Genomic DNA, 22,331 nt, shown 5'->3' on the forward strand with positions numbered 1-22,331 from the left:
ATTCTTGGTCACCTTTCATTGGTTTTTCGCATTGTTTATGCTAAGTCAAAACGATCGAGATTCATCACTTTGTTCCATGCAGCCACAAAGTCTTTTACAAACTTCTCTTTAGCATCTTCACAAGCATACACTTCAGCAAGTGCGCGCAATTCTGAATTAGAACCAAAGATCAGATCAACACGGGTCGCTGTCCACTTTACTTCACCGGTCTTACGATCACGACCTTCAAACTCTTGTTGATGACTGTCTGTTGTAGCACTCCAAGAGGTTCCAAAATCCAACAAATTCACAAAGAAATCATTGGTCAATACACCCGGCTTGTTGGTGAATACACCATGCTTTGATTGATTGTAATTGGTATTCAAAACTCTCATACCACCTACAAGAACAGTCAGTTCGGGAGCTGAGAGTGTTAACAAATGAGCTTTATCAATCAGCATAGCTTCTGCAGTAGCCATTTGTTTTTCTTTGATATAGTTGCGGAAACCATCAGCTTGTGGTTCCAATACTGCAAATGATTCAACGTCTGTTTGCTCTTGTGAAGCATCAGAACGTCCGGGTGTAAATGGAACAGTTACATTATGTCCTGCATCTTTTGCGGCTTTCTCAATGGCTGCACATCCACCCAATACGATCAGGTCTGCCAATGACACTTGTTTCTTACCACTATTCGCATTGAAGTTTTGCTGAATTTTTTCCAGTGCATCCAACACTTTACTCAACTGAGTAGGATTATTCACTTCCCAGAATTTCTGAGGAGCCAATCTGATACGTGCACCATTCGCACCACCACGTTTGTCTGATCCACGGAATGTAGATGCTGACGCCCATGCGGTAGACACTAATTCAGCAACTGTTAAGCCGGAAGCAAGAATGCTAGCTTTTAATGAAGCGATATCCGAATCAGTGATCAATTCATGTGTAACAGCAGGAATAGGATCTTGCCAGATCAATTCTTCAGCCGGCACTTCTTTTCCGAGATAACGTGCACGTGGTCCCATATCTCTATGGGTCAATTTGAACCAAGCTCGTGCAAATGCATCTGCAAACGCATCCGGATTCTCATAAAAACGACGAGAAACTTTTTCATAAGCCGGATCAAAACGCATGGAAAGATCGGTCGTCAACATAAATGGAGCATGACGCTTACTTGAATCATGTGCATCCGGAACCAATCCTTCACCTGCACCATTCTTAGGTCTCCACTGGTGAGCACCTGCCGGACTCTTGGTCAATTCCCACTCATAGCCAAACAGGTTTTCAAAATAGTTATGGCTCCATTGTGTAGGTGTGGTAGTCCATGCACCTTCCAGTCCACTGGTAATGGTATCTGCACCTTTACCGCTTCCATAAGAATTGGTCCAACCCATGCCTTGTTCTTCAATACCTGCCGCGGCAGGTTCTTTACCAACATATTTACCGGGATCAGCGGCACCATGTGTTTTACCGAATGTATGTCCACCTGCAATCAACGCCACTGTTTCTTCATCATTCATCGCCATGCGACCAAATGTTTCGCGGATGGCTTTTGCTGCTAGGATTGGATCGGGATTACGATCTGGTCCTTCAGGGTTTACATAGATCAATCCCATTTCTGTTGCACCCAGTGGTGATTCCAGACTTTCCGGATTTCTATGGCTGGCAACAAATTCTTTTTCACTTCCCCAGTATACATCTTCATCAGGCTCCCACACATCTTTACGTCCACCTGCAAATCCAAAAGTTTTGAAACCCATGGATTCCATTGCCACATTACCTGCAAGGATCATGAGATCGGCCCAGGAAATTTTCTTACCATATTTTTTCTTGATAGGCCATAACAGCAAGCGCGCTTTGTCGAGATTGGTATTATCAGGCCAGCTGTTCAATGGAGCAAAACGCTGCATACCGGCACCGGCGCCACCGCGACCATCATAAGTACGATAGGTACCGGCGCTATGCCATGCCATACGAACAAAGAATGGGCCGTAATGACCATAATCTGCAGGCCACCAGTCTTGTGAATCTGTCATCAAATCTGTGAGGTCTTTTTTGATCGCATCTAAATCCAGTGACTGGAACTCTTTTGCATAATCAAAATCAGGATCCATCGGATCAGATAGTTCTGAGTGCTGACGAAGGATGTTGAGATTAAGTTGGTTGGGCCACCAATCGCGGTTACGGGTACCGCTACCGGCAACTTGTTTCAGCGAGCCGTTGTGAAACGGACATTTGCTGATGTCTCCGGCAGGATGTTGTTGTGCTGACATATGATTAGGTTTTTTATCGAATGAAACGAATGGATTGTATAGTAAAACTACAATCTTCTGAAACGCAAGATTACACAGACCTGTCAAATAAATCAAATTGATTATCTTTATAAACATATAGTTTTTATCTATGACACTCACCCAATTGGAATACATGGTTGCGGTAGATAGTTACCGTCATTTTGTACTGGCAGCAGAAAAATGTTTTGTCACACAGCCTACTTTGAGTATGCAGTTACAGAAACTGGAAGAGGAGCTGGGGGTGAAACTATTTGACCGTACCAAGCAGCCGGTAATACCTACGGAAATTGGTACCAGAATCATTGCGCAGGCCAGGGTCGTATTACGTGAAGCTGAGCGTATTCAACAAATGATCAATAGTGAGAAGAATGTGATGACGGGTGAATTGCGAATTGGTATCATTCCCACATTGGCGCCATATGTATTACCTACTTTATTCAAACAAATACGCACCAAATATCCGCAACTGGAATTGGTGATCAAGGAAACGATTACGGAAGAAGTGATTCATGAATTGAAAAATAATCGCCTAGATTGTGGGTTGGTGGTAACGCCATTGAAAGATGCATCCATTAAAGAGGAGGTCTTGTTTTATGAAGAGTTGTTTGTGTATGTGTCCCGGAAAAATGCATTGTATGATAAGAAATATGTGTTGGCAGATGATATCAATCCAGACCAGTTGTGGTTATTAGAAGAAGGACATTGTTTCCGCTCACAGGTATTGAATCTATGTGAGCTGCGCAAAAGTGCAGACCTGCATTTTAAATATGCAACCGGAAATATTGAAACATTGAAAAGAATGGTTGATAAAAGTGATGGGCTTACCATTCTGCCCGAATTAGCCGTTATGGAATTCAATAAAAATCAGATGAAGCTGGTGAAGCGATTAAAAGATCCAGCTCCGGCACGAGAGGTAAGTCTGGTTACACATCGTGATCACATCAAAACCAAACTCATTCAAACTTTGAAAGATGAAATTCTAGAGATGGTGCCCAAGCAAATGCGGCAATTGCGGAATAAGAAAGTAGTGGAGATTACGGATTGATGATGTACTTATTATCTTGAATTACGCAGCTGATCAATACTTTCACACATTTCTGCCAATAGCTGACTAAGTTCCGGATGCGTTTTTTGTAAGTTGGTGAGCAGTTCAGGGTACCTTTCTAAAAGTGGTTTTATTTTACTTTTTTTAGGTAGGCTTTTATCTACAATCACTTGCCCGGAAGCCTGCAGGTCTGTCTTGACCAAATCGTCTAAACTGACTTCGAAAAAATTCGAAATCGAAATCAGCGTATCAATATCCGGATTGTTTTTTCCATTTTCCCAATTCGACCAGGAGCTTTGCGGAATTCCAAGTATAGCAGGTATTTGCCCCTGTTGAATCTGACGGCTCCGTCTGAGGAAGTATAAATTGTTGGCTAGCAGTTTCACGGTAATCAATGGTTGTGAACAAATATTTGATATCAAGATATGGATAATATCCAAATATTGGTATTAAATTTATCCTGTGACCAAAAGTATGGCAAAATGAAATGGGTGGAAGAATATGCTGACTGACAGGATCAATATCAGCACTATTTTTTTAGAAATGGTTTAGAAAGCCAAGACTTGTACCCTAGGAAAAGGAGGATGTATGCAACCATTTGTAATGAATCAATATTCGCAGTCTACTTATCAGCAATGTTTAGTAGACTGCATTGTAAAAGCAGTTAATCCTGAAATGATTTTTCTGCTGGGTGCTGCTGTGTATCATCGAAGTAGTAAAAGTATATTCCAAACCTCAGCACCTGTTTCACAGTATATGACCGATTATATTCTGTTGGTTTTACTGGAGAACCTTGATAATAGAGAACCGCATGAATGGCAGGATAAGATTGAAAACCAAGGGATACCTGTAACCAGCATCGTATTGCCTATGTATACATTTAATGCGTGGTTGAAAGCAGGACATCGATTTGCTGTCAACGTACAACAATCTGCGGAGATCATCTATCATTCGGGAAAACATCCATCACAGGTTTCATATACAGCAAGGCCCCATGATGAAGAGATTGGCATTGAAAAATATTGGCGAGATGGAATCACAAAAGCCAAAGAATTCTTAGCCGGTTCAGAACTGTACAGAATCAGGAAACAATATGCGATGGCGGCTTTTATGTTACACCAATCGGCAGAGCAATCTTTACATACTTTATTGAAAGTAGGTACGGGATATCATGCAAACACACACAATATAGATAGGTTATTACGTTATGCAGGTCTTGTATCAGATCAAATATCTAACATCTTTCCACAAAAAACGGAGGTAGACAAACAACTATTTCATCTATTACAAAAAGCATATAGTGATGCGCGGTATAAAGCAGATTATACCATCAGTTATGATCAGCTATTGTGTTTAACAGAGAAAGTAAGATGTATGCATGAAGTATTATCGGACTTTAGGAGTGCTAAACTTTCTGGCCGTCATGTTGCTTAATTCATGAGTATCAACTTTTGAATCGACCAACAACAGCCAATAATAAAAAAGCCCACCTTCGCTTTGTAGCCGCCATAGTTATACGACGGCGGCAAAGCTTCGGCGGGCTAGTAGTCCCGGCAAGCGCAATTTCAGAACACTTGATTGATGATTTGAAACTGTTGGAGAGAATAATTAATTGATAGTTAATTGATTATATAGGTTGACCCAAAAGGAATCATTCGAACTATTTATTCTCGGTTTGTTCGAAACAGCGAAACTTCTTTGGATATCTCTCGCAGAGGAATCTGTGATGCCAAGTATAGGATGTTAGACTAAAAAAAGTGGCTGGAAATAAATTGTGCAATATTTGAATATCCTGCATAGTCTTTCGGAACCTGACTTGCATTCAATGTATCTTCTGATCTTTTCTCATAAGTTAGAAATATTTTGACTTCTACATATGACAGTTTATTTGGTATTATGTTGGCTGAGGTAAGATAATAATTCTTTCATGGTATTTTCATTGGGCAGTGAATCATCAGGATATTCACATTGTTTCAAAAGAATAATGGCTTTCTTTACGCTTACTATTCGTGTCAGATGTCCCAAGAATATTTTGCCCTCCTCTATAATTTCAATATCGTTAAGACTAATGTCAGATTTCATATCAAAATACAGTGCTCTGTGTGTGCTATTATCTACGCAGAACACCTTATAAAAATCATTTAGCGACCCAACCATGATTATCTTGTCAATTGGAAAGTGATCCTTATAGAATGCCCAAGTTTCTGAACGAAATATGCTGAACATAATGTCCAAGTCTATGGCCGGCACTTCTTTATTTCGATGCTTTTTGTATTCGGTTTTTAACTCATCAACCACTCCATTATTCCCCCGTACAATAGTGTGAAAATGGATATAAGATAATATTTCTTTATCTGTCCCGTTAACTGGAAATTTTTCGTCACCTTGGATATCACGTGCCAAGTCACCCAACAAACTGTCTTCGGAGAGTTTTGATTTGATAAGTTGATTGAGTGTCATAAATTTGGATTTAGTTGATAAGGCAGGAGCGATCTAAGCGATTACCTTACAGCAGATTTTGAGCCGTAAAATACTATGTGGTATATTCATGCATGTTTTATCTTTTTGGATAAATAATAAAAAGCTACCATGCAGAATGGCCTGTATTTGCCATCAACTTTAGTTATCCATTTCTGCCTCTCTCGCTCAAAATATTTTATTTTAAGCTCGTTTCCTGCTATCTGCCTGCTTTCAGTTTCAACATGGGATTGAACTGTCAGGTAAACTTCCCTTCGTGCATCTTTTAATGTTTGCATATTCAAATTGAGGATCTCATTGAGTTGATAGTTAATCGCAGAGTCATTGGAAACCGAGCTTATTTCACCTTCGGCATTATATTTAAATAGGGATTCACAATTTGGCGTATTTGTCAATAAGTTTATTGAGATATCATAATTGGCCTTTTTTGTGTCGCAAGTCTGTATTTTTTTGGGTTTACCCTCGTTACCTGTACAGGCACCATGAAGATTTGCATAGGTCAATTGTGCATAGGGATATCTATCCTGACACTGGTAGTGCTCTATTTTGACCTTGTAAGAGATGACCCCTTCATTGTCTATTTTCTCAGGAATACGCCGCATGCAATAACAACAGATATAACCTTGCTCGAATAACAAACTTTGTCTTAATGATTCTTTAGTTTCTGCAGAGAGTCCGATGTACAAAGCGGGCGGGTTTGCCCGGTGTTCAACTAATAAACGAGGCTCGGCTTCTTTACTTATTTTCTTCATTTTTACTTTCTTGTAAGTAATCAAGCTGTGTTTTCGCGCGTATGATTGCGGGGTCATCCTCCCCAAGAATTTCTATCAAACGCAGGTATTCTTTTTTTGAGTTCAGTAAGTCTTCGTCTTCTATATAGTTAAAAAGTACACTTAATAATTTTGCAATTTTTTGGTTTCTTCTTTCTACTCCCATCATTTCGTACAGGATCGTACTGATATCGCGTCCATAATATTTCGGTGTTATTTTAACGATCTCTCCATCTTCCATGATTTGCACATCAGAGCGTTCTGGATCAGCATTGCTTAATAGTTGAGGGGAGTGTGTTGTTATTAAAAACTGGCTTGTCGTATGTTCATTTTTAACGAACAGAGAATTAATGTCTTCAATAAAGTTTCGTTGCCAGGAAGGATGGAGGTATGTGTCAGGCTCATCAAATAAGAACAATGTGTTTTTATTAGTCACCAATTCGACCAATCCTCTAATAGTTATCGCCTGCTGTTCTCCTTCGCTTAAAATACTAAAATAGCCAGTGCTTTGTGATTCTGTATATGCAATTAATGAAAATTTGATCTCAGGTGCAAATCCATCAATATATAATGTATTTAAGACTTTGAAAAATGTTTTCTCTTCCCTGAAATAGTCCCGGATTTCAAATAACTTTTCCTGCCCGATAATCGTTATGATCAAGGAATCATTTTGCCATGCTTCGATTGCAACATTGCCGGTTGATTGTTGCTCGTCCTTTTCGATCATCAGAGGTTGACTAAGCTGATCTAAATAATCGAGAAATGTTTTTACTTCTCCTTTTGCACCCCACCAGTTGTCAATTTTATCTTTGGCCCATGTAGGTTTTTTCAGGATAATCTGAATATTATGAACACCGTCAATTTTAGCTCTTTGCTGCAGAAAATATGGTATTTCTCCGAATTCATAAGAGAGCAATGTTAAAAGGATAATTTCAAAAAGTGCCGGTTCAAAGTAGAAGAAAGGACGAGGAACATCGGTTTCCCATTTTCTAAAACTACTAGATAATTTTTCATCGTGTGGAAGACACAATTGCTTCATGATCTCGGTCTGTCCGGAATAATAAATGACGATATTGCTTGGCAGGATAATTTCCAAACTACCAAAATGTTTCTCAATTTCCTGTTCCTTCTCTAAAACAGTTTCGCCTTCTAATACCCTAACGCCAATTGTTTCATTTGATTGATCAGAAAATAAGTGAACGGTAATATGTCTTACTTTGGATTCCGCTGTCACGGAAGTTTGTGAGAACGTTTCCTCAAGTTGAAGCTGGTATTCAAGCCGGAAGCCGAATTTTGATGGCTGACGTAGAAAAACATCGCTGAATATCTGTGCAATACATTCGAGAATAGTAGACTTGCCGGATCCGTTAACTCCGATGAGGATTGTTATGTCTTTTTGGAAATTGACAGTAAACTTTTTAAGCAGCTTATAGTCCTCAATATATAGCGAAATAATATTCATATTCAGTTTGCTTTTATTTCCAATATTAAATCAAACACCGACTTAAAGTATTTGAATTCGTGATCAGCAAAGTTCACACATTCGGTATCAAGTGCCTTTTTTACGTTCGCTTTTGTAACGATAGTATCAAGGCTTTTGAAGGTCTTCAAAACATATCCTGTCAACAATGCTTTACGAAAATAATCTTCAATGTTAAAGTTGTCTCCACCTTTATAATAAGGGCGAGTTGGGAAAATGGCGACAAATATTTCTCCCTGTTTGCGGAACCTGCCGAAATCATTACTATTGAACTTGTTAGCATCGGAACGGTCAAAAATCTTATTAATTGATTCCCATCCAGCCCGGTCAGCGTCAAACAGGGCAATGATATGTTGGCCGACCTTTGGGGTGAACTTTTTTGTCATCAACTTTACTCCTTCTGCCCCACCACAAGGAAGGTACTCAAATCTCAGGTTGGCATATCGTGGCTCCGTTTTCTTCAACACTTCCAATGCTTTTTTCAAAAATGTTTCGTCAGACTTTCCTTCTATAAGTAAGATGTCATTGCTTGAATTGAGGAAGATATTTTGTTCCTGATAGCTCCAGATGCCTTTTGTAAGTTCATGTACGATTTGTTGTTTCTCTTTTGTCTCCACCTGAACATCATTGTTTTCTTTTTTTGTCAACATCGTGATGTGCTTTAAATCAAAACTGTGCGTTAGAGTGGGAGAGTGTGTTGTAATGATATTTTCTCGATTGGAATACCTAGTTAGTAGCTTTTGGATTTCTTGCTTACGCGATAGATGGATGTGACTGTCAGGCTCGTCTAGTAAAATCAGTGAGTTTTCATCACCTACGACTTCCAAGATGACCATTAACAGCAGTAGTTTTTTCTCTCCTTCACTGAGCGATTCCGCATCTAGGTTTGTATTATAATCTATTTTGATGTCGGTGATTATTTTATCGACTTTAGGCATAAATGAAATCGTTAGATACCTGAATACCTCTATCTCGGAAAGAAACTTTAGCCGGGTTTTAAACTCATCCAGATCAATTTCGATAACCGCTTCTTTATCAGGGTTTAGTGCCAGAATGAAATTTGTTACAGGATTCGGCGAATTTAGAAAGTCGTTTAGTTTGTTAATGTCAAATGTAAATTTGACGTAGTTGAAGGTTCTTATTCCCAGAGTCGTTTCGCAAAATTCTTTGATATCGGAAAAATCATTGAAATCGTAAAAATGTAAAGTCAATAATGCAATATTCCAGTAGAATTTATTAATATAGACTAGATTGGAGTTGGGGATATTTGCACCTCGTATCGCTTTGATATATTCCTCATAAAATGGCCAGTAATAATTGTCCCATAGTCGACTTTCTTCACCGCTGTAAGAACTAATCACTTGGCTGGGTAAATGCTCTGCTTTAAGGTTATCCTCGATATCATTAATCTTGCAAGTGTAGGTGTTGTTGGCATACTGGATGTCAATAATATTATTGTCTTTGATATACGTAAGCTCGTAGCTGAATTGGGGATTGAATTTCCTGTCGTACAAGCCTGCAAATATTCCGCTGATTGCCTCCAGAATATTGCTTTTTCCACTTCCATTATTACCGATTAGAACAGTTATGCCTTCTTTGTTTGTAAAATCGATCTCGAAATTTTCAAGATTTTTATACCTGCTGATTATTTTCAGTTTTTGTAATCTCATCAATTAAATATTTCTGTTTCGAAGTCTTTTTTTGCTTCGGCTACCAACAACTCAGCTTTCGATTGTAAAATTTTGATTTCAAATCTTTTTTTAGAAATCGTATCTACAATTTCCTGCTGGACATAAAGTGGGGGGACAATGACTGGTGCCTGAAGATATTCCTGTCCGTTAATATTCGGCTGGGCAGAAATTCGTTGATTTGCAGCAATCCATTGTTTAAATGTATAGGATTTTGTGAATTCAAGCAGGTATTCTGGGATAATTTTCGACTGATTAATGGTAAATTTGATGAGATAACCCGCATAGATCGCTCGGCCTAACTCTTTTTTATACAGGAATGTTTTTCCGACGGTATTGCCCGATCGGGCAATCAAAAAATCATTGTCATTTAGTATATATTTTTCGTCGACAGATTCGGGTGACACGAATTCATCGTTCAGCGACCCATCTTCATTTATGTCGGTAATACGAATGTATCTTGTCTCAGAAATTACTTTTTTGCCTTTAACATTCGCCCCATAAGTGGGCTTACCAGTAATCAGTTTGCCCAGAGACAGTATCGGATGAATTTTCGTATGGGTATTTGTCTTTATTGACCAGATATCCCACCTGTCAAGATCCATAAAGTTGTAAAACTTCAAACCGGATTTCACGTCTTTGCTGGTAGTCTTGATTACTCCTAGAGTATCCAAAAAATAATTTTCTATTCCTGATTCAAGTGCTGAAATATCATTTTTAATTTTTTCTGCGCCTTCCATTTTTTGGTAATACCTACTCAAAATAATTTGCTGTTCGGTAATCGAGGGCAATGGGATCTTCTGATTGAGGAATAGTGTAATATCCATGCGTTGCCTATTCGTACTACCGCTGCTGGAACTCTGAACAAACTTGAGAAATCCTTCAGTCGTCGTTATGAGCAATAAAAAATGTGGGTGAATTTTTTCTTCATTGATATCAAATACAGGGAAGTCGTTTGTTACGACAGCTCCGTTTAACTCAGGTGGTATCAAACCAAAAGCACCATTTCGGGCGTCAATTTTCGAAATAATAAACTGTCCGGGTTTAACTATGAATTGTTTTTTAGTGCCGATTTTCTTTCCGATCTCAGTATCCCTTATGGTGACCCCATTATTGTTCATCCTAACGGTTACTCTCGTATATACAGTATTGTCATCTATCTCAATAAGCGCCCTGTTTTTTATAAGGAATTCTCCAACTCTTGCAAGCTCATATTTTTTTGAGTAATTGAGTTGGGAATCAAGTAACGATTGAACGCTCCAATTGCCCAATTGGACCAAACTTGAAATCTTTAATATATTATTAACTGATAACTGCATTGCGCATTATTTTCCATAAAAAATATCTGATTGGCCGTTGATACCCGCCATATCAGAGCTTCTTTTTATCTCGTCATTGGTGATTAAATACTTAATCCTATTGTTATCGGTCTTCCAGAGTTTATTTGTTTTCCGATAAATTTTATATTCAGCTGCAAGGGGATTAAGTTCGTTTTCAATTGCAGATCCGGTACTACTGATTCCTGCTTTTTCGATCTGCGCTATCGGAATTTCATAATTGAATGCCGTTTTTATTTTATTCTTTATTTCTGAGTATAGTTCCTCCTCGATCTTTTTGCTAATTGTCTTTGCATCCGGTATAACATCAAGCTGGTGTGTTGTCAAGACTTCTTTTCGTATTACTGTTTCAAGTGTTTCCCACTGATTTCTTTCCTCATCTGTAAATTTTTTGAAAAACAGAAGGCTCGGTTTTACAGTCGCTCCACTGGCAATAAATACATCTTGGGGGATGGATGTAATCAATAATATTTTCGCACGACCTTCAATATAATCCCTAATTTTTTGAAGATTGGTGTTGTTAAGGACACCCTCAGGCAGGACTATTCCCATTCGACCACCGGGCTTTAATAGATTAATACAACGTTCTAAAAATAATACTTCAGTCAGGGAACTCAAGCTTCCCACTTCATACAGGCTTAAAAGTGATTTTCCTACATTATCATTAACCTGCTTTAAGGCATCGTCGTATTGTGCACCGTATAATTTCTTGTATTTTTTAATCCTAGTTGGGTCTGTGAATCTATCAGCTTCTGTAATTTTCAATGATTTTTCAACCCTGCTTCCAAAGGGAGGGTTTGTTAGGATAACATCAAATCTATTATCGAATATCCCGTTAACATTTAATAGTCCATCATTATGATGAACGCCGTTATGCCCGTCACCATGCATAATCATGTTCATCTTGGCGGTCCGCGCCATTCTAGGATTGGCATCTGTTCCAAATACACAGTTGTGAGATAGGTGGTAGTAACGGCTTTTGGGATTTTTTACATCAAACTCAGCGTTAAGTTTGGTAATTAAGCCTTGAACTTTTTTATCGATCTCTTTCTGCCTTTTCGGTGTTGATGTTTCAAAAGTGCTGTCAAAGTAGTCAGCCTTGATTTTGATTATTTCATTTTTTATTTCTAGATCAATTTGATTCCTGATATGTTCAAATGCAGTAATCAAGAATCCACCACTTCCGCAACATGGATCGCAGATTGTTTCACCTTCTTGCGGATCAAGGATGTCTACCATGAAATCAACGATCGTACGTGGCGTAAAGAACTGACCTAACTCGCCTCTGAATGTTTTACCAAGAAACTGCTCAAAAGCGATCCCTTTTACGTCGTCGGATGTGTCAGATAAGTTAAACGCTTCTAACTCTTCCACTATCATTTCAAAACTGTTACGCTTGATTTTTATTTGATCTCTCGGCTCAAAAATCCCATCAGTTTCGAACTCCCTCTTTGTGTTATCAAAAAGATATTGCATGTAATCTTGATCATACAATGCAACATCTTTCTTCAAATTTGGCCGTATAATTTGTTCATAGTGTTTTTCGTCTGATTGGAATTTGGCCTTTGAAAAAATCATTTCTTCTTTAGCGTTCCGCTCATACATGATTTTCATAAAGAGTACCTTGCTTATTTCGTCAAATGCTGCTTCAGGAGAAAGTTTGTCATTATTGCGAATGATGTTGTGACAACGTGTTAAGAGTTTAGTAAATTCTTCACGTGTAAAGGACTTGGTATCCTTGATGTATTTATCAATTCGCCTGTCATCAGAGAGAATTTCAGCCTTTGGGATATCGGAAAGTTTTTCTACTTTTTTGGGTGCATTGTCTTTTTGGATATGAAAGACTTTAGCTTCCTTCAAATTAACCGCAATAAAAAAGTTGGCATTGATAGTAGACGCAAAATTGTAACCTATAGAATAGTCGCTCTCTTTTATTTTGATATGCTCTGCTTTACATTCAACAGTAATTATGATGGAAGGGATTGCGCTTTTCAACTTATCTTTCTCTGACCTCCAAATCGCTATGTCAGCTATATATCTCTTTTTTATCTCGACGTCCTGGGCCAACTGTTCTGGCAAATAACCGTACGAATTGACCAATCGTGCAATAAACTCCTGTTTTAGTTTTTCTTCCGCAGTATTTGTCACCCAACCATTCTTTAGGGGTGCGAATATTTTATTTCCCTTTATCTCTACTTTCATGTTAGTGAGCTGTTTTAGTTGAATTAATAAGATCCCTAACATCAACTTTTAGAAGAGCTGCTATTATGATCAGGTTATCCATCGATGGCTGAACTTCATTTGTACACCAACGAGATACTGTAGTTTCATTCTTACCCAATTCTTCTGCTAACCATTTATTTGTCTTACTCTGTTCAGCCAATACTGCCTTAAGCCTATTAATTGCTTTTTTCTTCATATTAATCAGCATTTGGTGTAAATATATCTACTTTCTCATCTAATAGTATCAAAAGAAAGTCTATAGCAATAATAAACCTATAATATGTAAAGAGTAGAAGACTTACAGGATTCCGAAGATTCAAACATTGAAATTTCAATATTCATTCTCCGAATATTAGAAACAGCGAAAGATTTTCGAGTACGACTCTCGCAGAGGACTGCGGTTTTAAACGTTTATATTGTGAGATTAAAAAAGATGTTTGGAAATAAATTGTGTAATGTTTGGATTAAGTTAAAGTTGACAAACACATTTGTCATTAACTCTAATCTTACTAGTCGAACTTAAGGGAAACCCGCACAGTCAGCATCAATAAATCCTTAACAAACCAGTAAAATATTAGAATTATGCTGTAGAACTGATTTGTAAAACTGCCCCATATTCAGAAGGGTTTTCCCGAATATATTCCCGCATCTTGTTTACCCTTGGCAATACCCCGTAACAACCCATAGGGGATTTGACAAGGGGAAACAGGATTTTTTCTGTTATCTAAACTCTTTATCTGTTTATCATTGCCAGATAATTTATAATCAAAGTATTAAGAAAGCATTTGACTGAAATCAGGACTGATTGGTCCTTTCTTTATGTTTTCTAATCAAGATGGAAAGTTCTTTATCCAAGATAGATCGCACGTCGTATTTCACCTGAAAGTAGTTGTCCATAATCTCCTGATCCGTTATATCATATACCTGTGGTATCGTTTTAAATGTTGCCATCTCTTTATTCATAGCAACACTATCATTGAGAATCTCGGCATGGAACATTTTTAGTTCAATTTTTTCATCAGGGTTGTCACCAACTACACCTACAAACTGCCCGGATGACAGGGATGAAATCTTTGAAGCCGGAACCGCACTTTCCAGTTGTTTAGAATAACTAACAGATGTATCTCTTCTGTTTACTGTAATATTTTCCCTGTCTTGCAAAATCTTGCCGAATCTTTCGGATAGCGATTTGGCGGTGTCGCCACTTACTTGTCCGCTGATCACATTGGCGCAAATATCTTTGATCACATCAGCCTGTTTTCCATAGTCTTTTTCCAATTGACTAAAATCCTGCATGGCGAGTGTGGTAGCCACTTTATTACTTCGGGCGGTGGCAATTAGGTCATCCACATTGTTCACGACAATGGTTGGAAACTCGTCAAATACAAGGGAACATTTGAGTCTTCCTTTCTTGTTAATACTGCGGAGCAATCGGGAGATATATAAGGATAACACAGCACCATAAATGGTTTTCTTTTCCGGATTATTCCCTAGGCAGAGTAATTTCGGTTCGTTTGGGTTGTTGATGTCAAGGGTAAAATCATTTCCTGACAACACCCAATAGAGCTGCGGCGAGGCTAGACGAGCCATTCCAATTTTAGCACTGGCTACCTGTCCTTCCAACTGGTCGGTAGCTTTGTTCTGGTATGCGGTGATAAAGGGGTTTACAAACACTTCTATTTCCGGTTGTGAGTTTAATACAGGCAAGAGCTCTTTATACTCTGCCTGCATTAGTTCAATAACATGCGGCAGTGTGCAGAACCTGCCATCTTCGTATTTGCGTAAATACCAGATGATAGCAGTAACATAATTGATGGGTGATTCCACAAAAAAATCTCCCTGCTTGGTGATCCAATCTCTGTTCAGACCTAATAGTATGGAGCGGGCGGATTCAATGGCATCTGTAATATCCGTCATCCCTTCCGGTTGCAGGGGGTTGCATCTGTGGGAACATTTCAGGTCATCGAAATTAATTGAATAAAAGGCAGGTTTACAGGCAAAGCGGTCTTCATATTGACAGAGCCAGTTGTATGCCGCCTTAGAGAGATCATCATACTTAAAATCATAAATAAACATCGTGTAACCTTTTTGTAACTGTTGCTTAATCATGGGTAGTATAATAAACCATGACTTACCAGCACCAGGGCTGCCAGTTACTAACAACCCTCTAAATGGATTGATGATGTTAATATAACTGGGTCGTGTTTTGCCTTTCAACTTGTAGCGTGCGTTGTAACTAAAAGAGTATTCATTTTGTAATAATCTTTCTTCCTGTGGGAAGGTTTCATTATCCGAGTTAAATACATCCGTTGAGAATTGCAGATGTACATACCTGCTAATCTGTGTACCTGAAGCCAGTATGATGAGATATGCTCCAATACAAAAAATGAAATAAAAAATGGCTCTTGCAAAGACTGATTCATACACGCTTAATATCCATGTACTGGAATAGAAAAGTATCAGGCCACCGATGAATAGTATTATTGTTTTGCGAATATCCTTACCTGGCTCTTTTTTCCCCTCAGCACCCAGTAGTGATATGCCCAAAAAAATAAGTGCTCCTGTTTTGGAATAGAGTGGTGAGGAGAACATTCCGGTGTGATGAATGTTCAGGAGTAGATTGTCGGTAAACTTTGAGGTAATCCCCCATGTAAGGAATGCGCCGTAACAATAGTAATAACAGTGGAGGCAGAGTAAAGCAACACTAATCAGTCTTGACAAGTCAACTATCTTTCTTAACCCCTGTTCATTTTCACCAGTTGTCATGCTTTTGGATTTATAGGTTAATGGTTATCGGTTTCTTTCTTTTTTCGTTTCCTTAATTCATAGGGTGTTTGCTCCGCTTCCCAGTCAGGGTGTAGCAGTGAATCAAGTAAGTCGGTTTGCAATGACTTCTCTGTTGTTAGGAGATTTAAAATTGAAGGCCCTTTTGGTAGTTGTTTTATCGTCTGCTTGAATTGTTTTTTAAGTCCGGCAATGCTGTATGCTTTGCCCAATTCTGATCCATTAATGACAGCTTTATTTAAATGATCAACATACGTGATCCCATAGGTTCTTCCCTCCGGATTTGTTCTTAGCACTGTCACGATTTTTTTTTCAAGTAGTAGTGCTGTCAATTGTGACATCCTTATTGGCTTTTTTTTAAGTGTCTGATCAAGGGTATCTTTTAAGGATTGGACATGTCGATCTCTATTTTTGCGATTTGTTGCAAACTTTTTTTCGAGCGTAACAAGTGTAGGCTGACTAGGAAGTGAGCTTGCTTTGATAGGTACGCCGATCTTGTTACCGTTGTCATCCAACAGACGGTATTGCAATCCTTTGTGTTTGCGGATGATTCCATTTTCTTTTCCTTCATCTGCCATCACATTGAACTGTTTTAGTACAGCATTGAAAGCCGGAAGCGAAATAATATTGTAATTGTCTAATACTTGAGAGGTAATATTTGCAATGCTGCGGCGTGTCTCTGAATAGCCATAATGGGCAACTTCGATATCAATTGGCTGTAATAGGTACTCCTTTGTTTTTTCCTGTTTGGATGCTGGAACAAGAGCGAAGATTTCTTCGATCTCTTTGCGGGCAGGTTCTGATACATTACGCCCGATATTATGGGTTGGGATACGGGAACCATCAGAGCGAATAGTTGTAGATACAATATGAATATGTGGATGACCTGCGTCATGGTGTTGGTAAACGAGATAGGGCTGCTCACCGAAACCAATTCGATCCAAATAAGCTGCAGCGATCATGTTGAGTTTTTGAGTTGAGTGGTTTTCGGAAGGGTCAAAATTTAGTGAGATATGAATGGTTTTTGTTTGTGCTCGTTCATTGAGTTTATTTCTTGATTCAAACACATCTAGCTTCTGATAAAAATTCATGCAGGATGCAGGCAAAAGAATATTTCCTTCGCCAATGCATTTGGCTTTTCCTTTTTGCACTTTTTGTTCATTGTAATTCAGTGCACGGCTGATCGTTATTGGCATGGTTATTTTTGCGACCATTGTGCAATGATTTGATGTGCGTGTAAAAGCAGATTATGGAGTTCTGTTTGCAGTTGTTCTCTTGTGGATTCGTATTGCAGTACCCAACTGCGGAAATCGGGTATGCGGTCAAGGGTATGTAGTTTGTGAATAGCCTGATTCAAGTTATGACCAATAAAATTGATTTCTTTTTTAATAGCGATGAGTGAGAGGGTCAACTCATCGATGGATTGGTTGCGAACCAGTTTTGTAACGGGTTCATGTAAGGCTAGTTTGCGTAAGTAATTGCTGTTGGTTTTTTCTGTCGTTCGTTTGCGATTTTTTTCTAGCAGTTGATACTCTGCTTCGTTCATGCGAACGGTAACCCATTTACTACGGACTGTACTTTTTTCCATCTTCACTAAATTTCGTTTTCACATCTAGCACGAACGAGTTCCGAGTGAGTGCCCGGTTAACCCAAACGTGCAACGTTTGTACATCTTGCCGGTGCAGGGACAAGCGCCTTTCTGTTAAGCGGATATAAAATTACCTCCAATAAGATAGTGGTGAACTAAGGGATCAAATAATGATACATTCAAAAGGGCCTATGGGATGTTAGAATATTTTAAAAAGCGATTACAAAACCATACTGACATTCTGCGGCAGCTTCAGCGTAAGTAGTAAAGGATTTGATATTGCCATTTTCGTCGAGTACAAATTGCGGTTTGTGGAAGCGTTCAATCACATAAAAAGGACCCTCTTCAGGTGGATCGTTGGGGTCGATTTCCATAAGCATCAAGAGTAAGTGTTTCATGATTTTTTCTTTTTAATTAAGGTGATGGGAACAGGTTGAGAACGGAAGTCTTTTAGATTCAAAAAAAAGCCGCGGTAGCGGATCATTCCTTCTCTGAATAAACTCCATAAAAGTGAAGCTCCGAGTGCACTTAATGAGGTGTTGATAAAGAGATCCTGTTTTAAGAGTGCTTCAGCCAAAGAGCAGCTTGGCATTTCGGTGTCATCTGTAGCTTTTAGCAGTGTTGCATATTCGTTTGTGACCCAGGGTAATTTATCCGAGGTAGTAAATTGTTTAGAGGTAGGTTGTTTTACTGTTTGGACTGTTGAGAGAAAGACTTGACCGGTGTATTGTGCGTTGCCAAAATCCATCCAATAGATACTACGATCACGGTGGTAAGAGCCAGTCGAATTTCTTTTTAACGCATCTGCGATTTTAAAACGTGAAGCCGCTGTGTCTACACAGGAGATCGTAATATTTGAGCGCATCAGTTCAGGGTCGGCTTTTCCGTTCTCAAAACGGGCGCAGACGGACTTCCAGTTGGTACCGAAAAAGCGATTTATTCTTGCGATTAGCGCCGCCGCTTTTGGCTGCCCCAGTTCGCACGTGGCAAATAACTGTCTACCTAAATTGGCTTCAGTGATCAAATCATCATCAAAGCATCTCACAAATAGTCCTGCATGACCAAGTGCAATGAGCGAATGATTCATGCGGGATAATGCTGTTAGTACCTGGCTGCCAGTGCCTCCTGCGCCTATTAGATTCACTACTACAGGATTGGTCGGCGTGAGGAGGTAGGGATCGCTAAAGTGAACGATGGGGTTTTGTGTTTTCATGCAATGAGATTTTTTAATGTGCAGCGATGTTTTTGCAAGCACGCTACAGGGAATTTTTTGTTATTGTTCAACAGCGATTTATACACTTGAATGATATTACCCTTGATGGGTGAACTTCCCTCTACCACATGGGAGAATTTGCTCCGAAAGAAATAAGTTTCCCACTGGCTAATAAATGTTTCTAAACAACTGTATTGGTCAATGTCGATATTTACCGTTCCCATGCACACATTTCCGCTTTCATATACATTAAAAAATGGGGCATGATAGAGTTGTGATGAAAGTGTTGGTCGACTGGTTTGTTTTATTGCAAAAATGCTTATGTGGTTGCGATCTGCCTTCCAGATCAGTCCAGGTAAAGCATAGCTGCCTTCGTTTAAGCCAAGGGATGAAATAAATAACATTTGTCTGCGCATAGGCGGTGTGTACCAGAGCGCAAATCCATTTTGTCCAGTATGCGTATGAAGAATGTGCTGTGGCAGCAGACCTTTTGGTTGCAGGTAACGGTCGGTTAGGCGCTCTGTGGTCAGTAAGTTTTCTGCTAGTTCTTGACTCTCCGCCAGACTAAGCGGATGTGGGTCAATTAGTTTACCCAAACCATTGACATCATAGGCTTCTACATAGAAGTCGTTGACTTTCTTATTGGAGCGGTAGAAAAGCATAGCTTTTACAGGTTCGTGCAATGTGGTAAATTCCCTAGTTATGTTTTTCATGTTGTCAGTTTGTAGGTAATGGTGGATAGGTCGCTTAAAGACTGAAGTAATAGTTTTTCAAAATCCAGATTGCTATTTGACGTAGACCCGTTTGAATGGAAGTATTCAATTACTGCTGGTTGCTCAAAAACACAGCGTTCCTGCAAGTCACTATTGATGTATTCCATCAGGCAGTCGTGGAGCCAGCCATTATCGTCCCAGAAGAATGAGAAATACTGATCGGGATATGCTCTTTCATCTTCCGGCTCTTCGAGGTGTTCGGTGTAGATATTGTCAAAGAAATTTCTTTGAGGATAAAGCGTATACATTGAAAGAAATAGCTTTGCGATGCTGAGAAAATCTTCTTCGTTTTTATCCAACGGTTGATAGTCTTTTACCCGCTGTTCAAATGCGTAAAGATGAATGTGGTCACGCACCGTCCCTTCCAGTATTGGCTGCTTTCGGCGCATAGCTGTTATCAGTGCTTTGTTTTCTTTCCATTCCTGCGGCTCATATTCGCACTCACTGTTTTCCAACCAGTCTGCAATGGCGTCATAGCAGCCAGTTAAAAAATCGTTGCCACTGGGAAGAGACATGCGTATAACATTATAGAGGTAGGAGTAGATCGAAAGCATTAAAAGGAATGTCTTTTTTTCTCCTCTTTGGTGTAACCAGTCAAGGGCGTTAAGCGACACATAATACAGGGTATAGCTAATGCCGATCTCTTCAACTGTCGCAAGCATCGTATCTCCCTTATTTTGCGTAATGATCAGACTCGTTTGCGGATTTGATTTTGACAATTCTTTTTTTGCTTGTTCAAAGGCTGAAAGGAGACTATATGGGAACGTGTTGGAGGAAGCGGTAATAGTATTCAGCTTATACTTATTTGAGAATTGGTTAAATGAAGCAAAAAATTGCTTTTCAACGGTCGGGGTCTTAGTTTTTTTATATCCATCAAAATGGGATACTGCCGCAAAGGACTGATTCAAAAAATCATAGGGAGCATGGCCGTGGGAACCGGCTGTAGTTTTTGCTTTTTTATGGTTGCGGCATCGGGTAAGCGATTTAGCCGGGTTACGAAGGCCCCGAGTTGTTGATAGTGCTGGCATAATTTCTCGTCTTTAGGTGCTTTGATGTATCTAGTGTCTTTGTTTTTTTTCATTATTATCCTTTTGTTCCGAGGTTAGTTTGGAATGTGAATTCTACCCGGTCATTTTTGATTTCCGGACCTTCCATTTTTGCCGTGGTTAGTTCGGGATAGGTCTGTGAATAAAAGTTTAGCACTGATTCGGGTAACATATCTAGAGATGGATCGGATAATTCAATACTTGTTCCATTGTGGTTAAAGAGGAATATCCGGGGTAATTGGTTGACTATTAACATAGGTTTTCATTTTTTAAGATTAATTGAAATCATCCTCTGATTCTTCCTGTTCATCTTCATTTTCTTCTCGTTCTTCTTCACTCAGGTCATTGTTGTTATGTTGAACTTCTGTGTTTTCAGGTTCTTCAAAAAGAGAAAGTGAGCCATGTTGGCTGCGCAACTGTTGTTCTTTTTTTCTGATCTCTTCTGTGAACTCCGGGTAGGCTTTTGGATTTGGCAACTGACCAATGGCTTCACCCATCTTCTTTTGTTTTTCTAGTTCGTTTACTTTGTTCATCTGTTCCTCAAACTTTTTACGTTTGCTATTCTTATCATTTTTGACAAAGGTCTCTTTGTCTTTTACCTGTTTACTTTCTTTTTGTGCCTTGGTCTGTGCCGCTTCATAGGCACTCATGTTGGTAGCAAGTGAACTGGTCTGTTGCAGGGGAGATGTTATAGCATCAAAAAAACCTTCATCCAGTTTCTCTTCATCACCGTTTAAGACAAGTGGTGGAATTATTTGCAAGGCTTTGTCTTTTACTGAATCATCTACAAGCAAGACAGATACAATCATACTGTTGGTAGATTGACGTTGGATATTGATACGCAAAGTGCCGTTAAGGGCGAGCGTGCTTAGGGCAGAAAAGAAATTTGTTTTCATAAACATTGTTTTATGTAGTTATAAAATGGGTAGTGACCAGAGTTTATTCATATCATAACCTGCCTGTAAAAAGTAATGATCGAGATAGTTTTTTACGATTGATGGCTGGTAGTTTACACTGTACTTTGTATCAATATATTTTTTGCGTGAGTTGATGATCCATTTGCAGACAGCCACAGCGTCTCTGGCTTCGTCAGCACTACTATCACCTCCTGATAATTTAAAGCTGTAAGTCGCATACCTATTCCAGAAAAATTGTTGTTCAATGAATTCTTTGGTCATAGGACGTTTAATGTGTGGCACTTGCGTAACGCCAAAAGGATGCTTGTTGAAATAATCTACTTCTTCTTGCAAAGATTCCCAAGTGTTGAACTTTATGCCTGTATTCGATCCATAATGAAGACTTAAATGATCGTTCAGGCTTTTAAGGAAGGACTCATTTCTATAAATGGGTTTCAATATGATATTCATGTAGCGTCCCATACATAAAGTATTAGTTGATTAATTGAGTTGTGCGAGTGCCTGTAGTTTTTGGAGGATGTCTTTCCAGTATTTTTTCTGTACTTCTTCAAAATCACGGAACGGCTCATTTGCATCGAAATAGCCAAGGAACATATTTGCCTGACTGATGGCTGCTTGCAGATTCGTGATTTTTATTTTCTCTGCACTTATGTCTGTGATATACATAATTGATTTTTTAAGGGCAGCCCGGAGGCTGCCCTTGTGAGCGTTGCTGTTTA

Annotated in this window: 22 protein-coding genes; 2 read left to right on the forward strand and 20 right to left on the reverse strand. The window is 39.0% G+C overall.

What is annotated here, in order from left to right; all coding sequences use genetic code 11:
- Nucleotides 1–35: 35 nt before the first annotated feature.
- The gene (katG, locus tag ACTIEV_RS02905) at nucleotides 36–2,249 is read right to left on the reverse strand and encodes a catalase/peroxidase HPI (RefSeq protein ID WP_439516049.1); all 2,214 of its coding nucleotides are present in this window, start codon (nucleotides 2,247–2,249) and stop codon (nucleotides 36–38) included.
- A gap of 130 nt (nucleotides 2,250–2,379) precedes the next feature.
- Between katG and ACTIEV_RS02910 the strand changes: the two genes are divergently transcribed.
- Nucleotides 2,380–3,315, forward strand: a complete 936-nt coding sequence (locus ACTIEV_RS02910; RefSeq protein ID WP_439516050.1) for a LysR substrate-binding domain-containing protein — start codon at nucleotides 2,380–2,382, stop codon at nucleotides 3,313–3,315.
- 11 nt (nucleotides 3,316–3,326) lie between these two features.
- Here ACTIEV_RS02910 and ACTIEV_RS02915 read toward each other — a convergent pair whose 3' ends face one another.
- Complete coding sequence (locus tag ACTIEV_RS02915; protein ID WP_322197402.1) at nucleotides 3,327–3,701, reverse strand: helix-turn-helix domain-containing protein; 375 nt, start codon at nucleotides 3,699–3,701, stop codon at nucleotides 3,327–3,329.
- 202 nt (nucleotides 3,702–3,903) lie between these two features.
- Here ACTIEV_RS02915 and ACTIEV_RS02920 point away from each other — a divergent pair, with 202 nt between their 5' ends.
- Nucleotides 3,904–4,749, forward strand: a complete 846-nt coding sequence (locus ACTIEV_RS02920) for a HEPN domain-containing protein (protein WP_439516051.1) — start codon at nucleotides 3,904–3,906, stop codon at nucleotides 4,747–4,749.
- A 450-nt stretch (nucleotides 4,750–5,199) separates the two neighbouring features.
- On the opposite strand, the gene ACTIEV_RS02925 is transcribed toward ACTIEV_RS02920, so the two are convergent.
- The 18 genes from ACTIEV_RS02925 to ACTIEV_RS03010 all read right to left on the reverse strand — a co-directional run bounded on the left by ACTIEV_RS02925 (nucleotide 5,200) and on the right by ACTIEV_RS03010 (nucleotide 22,278).
- Nucleotides 5,200–5,775, reverse strand: coding sequence for a hypothetical protein (locus ACTIEV_RS02925; RefSeq protein ID WP_322197443.1), 576 nt, complete (start codon nucleotides 5,773–5,775; stop codon nucleotides 5,200–5,202).
- A gap of 86 nt (nucleotides 5,776–5,861) precedes the next feature.
- Entirely contained in the window at nucleotides 5,862–6,545 is a 684-nt protein-coding gene (locus tag ACTIEV_RS02930) for a retron system putative HNH endonuclease (RefSeq protein ID WP_322197444.1), read from the reverse strand.
- On the reverse strand, nucleotides 6,529–8,025 hold the full coding sequence (locus ACTIEV_RS02935; RefSeq protein ID WP_322197445.1) for an AAA family ATPase: 1,497 nt from the start codon (nucleotides 8,023–8,025) through the stop codon (nucleotides 6,529–6,531). The genes ACTIEV_RS02930 and ACTIEV_RS02935 overlap by 17 nt, the downstream gene beginning before the upstream one ends.
- 2 nt (nucleotides 8,026–8,027) lie before the next feature.
- A complete protein-coding gene (locus ACTIEV_RS02940) occupies nucleotides 8,028–9,713 on the reverse strand; it encodes an ATP-dependent nuclease (RefSeq protein WP_322197446.1) in 1,686 nt (561 codons plus the stop codon).
- The gene (locus tag ACTIEV_RS02945) at nucleotides 9,713–11,050 is read right to left on the reverse strand and encodes a restriction endonuclease subunit S (protein WP_322197447.1); all 1,338 of its coding nucleotides are present in this window, start codon (nucleotides 11,048–11,050) and stop codon (nucleotides 9,713–9,715) included. The genes ACTIEV_RS02940 and ACTIEV_RS02945 overlap by 1 nt, the downstream gene beginning before the upstream one ends.
- 6 nt (nucleotides 11,051–11,056) lie before the next feature.
- Nucleotides 11,057–13,270, reverse strand: a complete 2,214-nt coding sequence (locus tag ACTIEV_RS02950; RefSeq protein WP_322197448.1) for an N-6 DNA methylase — start codon at nucleotides 13,268–13,270, stop codon at nucleotides 11,057–11,059.
- 1 nt (nucleotide 13,271) lies between these two features.
- A complete protein-coding gene (locus ACTIEV_RS02955; protein WP_322197449.1) occupies nucleotides 13,272–13,487 on the reverse strand; it encodes a helix-turn-helix transcriptional regulator in 216 nt (71 codons plus the stop codon).
- 599 nt (nucleotides 13,488–14,086) lie between these two features.
- The gene (gene mobC, locus ACTIEV_RS02960) at nucleotides 14,087–16,057 is read right to left on the reverse strand and encodes a conjugal transfer protein MobC (RefSeq protein WP_322197450.1); all 1,971 of its coding nucleotides are present in this window, start codon (nucleotides 16,055–16,057) and stop codon (nucleotides 14,087–14,089) included.
- 17 nt (nucleotides 16,058–16,074) lie between these two features.
- Entirely contained in the window at nucleotides 16,075–17,289 is a 1,215-nt protein-coding gene (locus ACTIEV_RS02965; RefSeq protein ID WP_416194700.1) for a relaxase/mobilization nuclease domain-containing protein, read from the reverse strand.
- Nucleotides 17,274–17,663 carry a plasmid mobilization protein gene (locus ACTIEV_RS02970; protein WP_322197453.1) on the reverse strand — a complete coding sequence of 130 codons (390 nt, stop codon included), beginning with the start codon at nucleotides 17,661–17,663 and terminating at the stop codon, nucleotides 17,274–17,276. Before ACTIEV_RS02970 ends, ACTIEV_RS02965 begins: the two co-directional genes overlap by 16 nt.
- A 209-nt stretch (nucleotides 17,664–17,872) precedes the next feature.
- Entirely contained in the window at nucleotides 17,873–18,061 is a 189-nt protein-coding gene (locus ACTIEV_RS02975) for a hypothetical protein (protein WP_322197454.1), read from the reverse strand.
- Nucleotides 18,058–18,876, reverse strand: a complete 819-nt coding sequence (locus ACTIEV_RS02980; RefSeq protein ID WP_322197455.1) for a PRTRC system ThiF family protein — start codon at nucleotides 18,874–18,876, stop codon at nucleotides 18,058–18,060. The genes ACTIEV_RS02975 and ACTIEV_RS02980 overlap by 4 nt, the downstream gene beginning before the upstream one ends.
- Nucleotides 18,873–19,589 carry a PRTRC system protein B gene (locus ACTIEV_RS02985; protein WP_322197456.1) on the reverse strand — a complete coding sequence of 239 codons (717 nt, stop codon included), beginning with the start codon at nucleotides 19,587–19,589 and terminating at the stop codon, nucleotides 18,873–18,875. The genes ACTIEV_RS02980 and ACTIEV_RS02985 overlap by 4 nt, the downstream gene beginning before the upstream one ends.
- Nucleotides 19,586–20,677, reverse strand: a complete 1,092-nt coding sequence (locus ACTIEV_RS02990; protein ID WP_322197457.1) for a hypothetical protein — start codon at nucleotides 20,675–20,677, stop codon at nucleotides 19,586–19,588. Before ACTIEV_RS02990 ends, ACTIEV_RS02985 begins: the two co-directional genes overlap by 4 nt.
- A gap of 55 nt (nucleotides 20,678–20,732) precedes the next feature.
- Nucleotides 20,733–20,951, reverse strand: coding sequence for a PRTRC system protein C (locus tag ACTIEV_RS02995; RefSeq protein ID WP_416194701.1), 219 nt, complete (start codon nucleotides 20,949–20,951; stop codon nucleotides 20,733–20,735).
- Nucleotides 20,952–20,970: 19 nt separating this feature from the next.
- On the reverse strand, nucleotides 20,971–21,591 hold the full coding sequence (locus tag ACTIEV_RS03000; protein ID WP_322197458.1) for a PRTRC system protein E: 621 nt from the start codon (nucleotides 21,589–21,591) through the stop codon (nucleotides 20,971–20,973).
- Nucleotides 21,592–21,609: 18 nt separating this feature from the next.
- A complete protein-coding gene (locus ACTIEV_RS03005) occupies nucleotides 21,610–22,074 on the reverse strand; it encodes a hypothetical protein (protein WP_322197459.1) in 465 nt (154 codons plus the stop codon).
- Between the two features lie 18 nt (nucleotides 22,075–22,092).
- Entirely contained in the window at nucleotides 22,093–22,278 is a 186-nt protein-coding gene (locus ACTIEV_RS03010) for a hypothetical protein (protein ID WP_322197460.1), read from the reverse strand.
- Nucleotides 22,279–22,331: the final 53 nt, after the last annotated feature.

The sequence above is a fragment of the Sediminibacterium sp. genome, assembly GCF_051861365.1.
Taxonomy (GTDB): Bacteria; Bacteroidota; Bacteroidia; order Chitinophagales; family Chitinophagaceae; genus Sediminibacterium.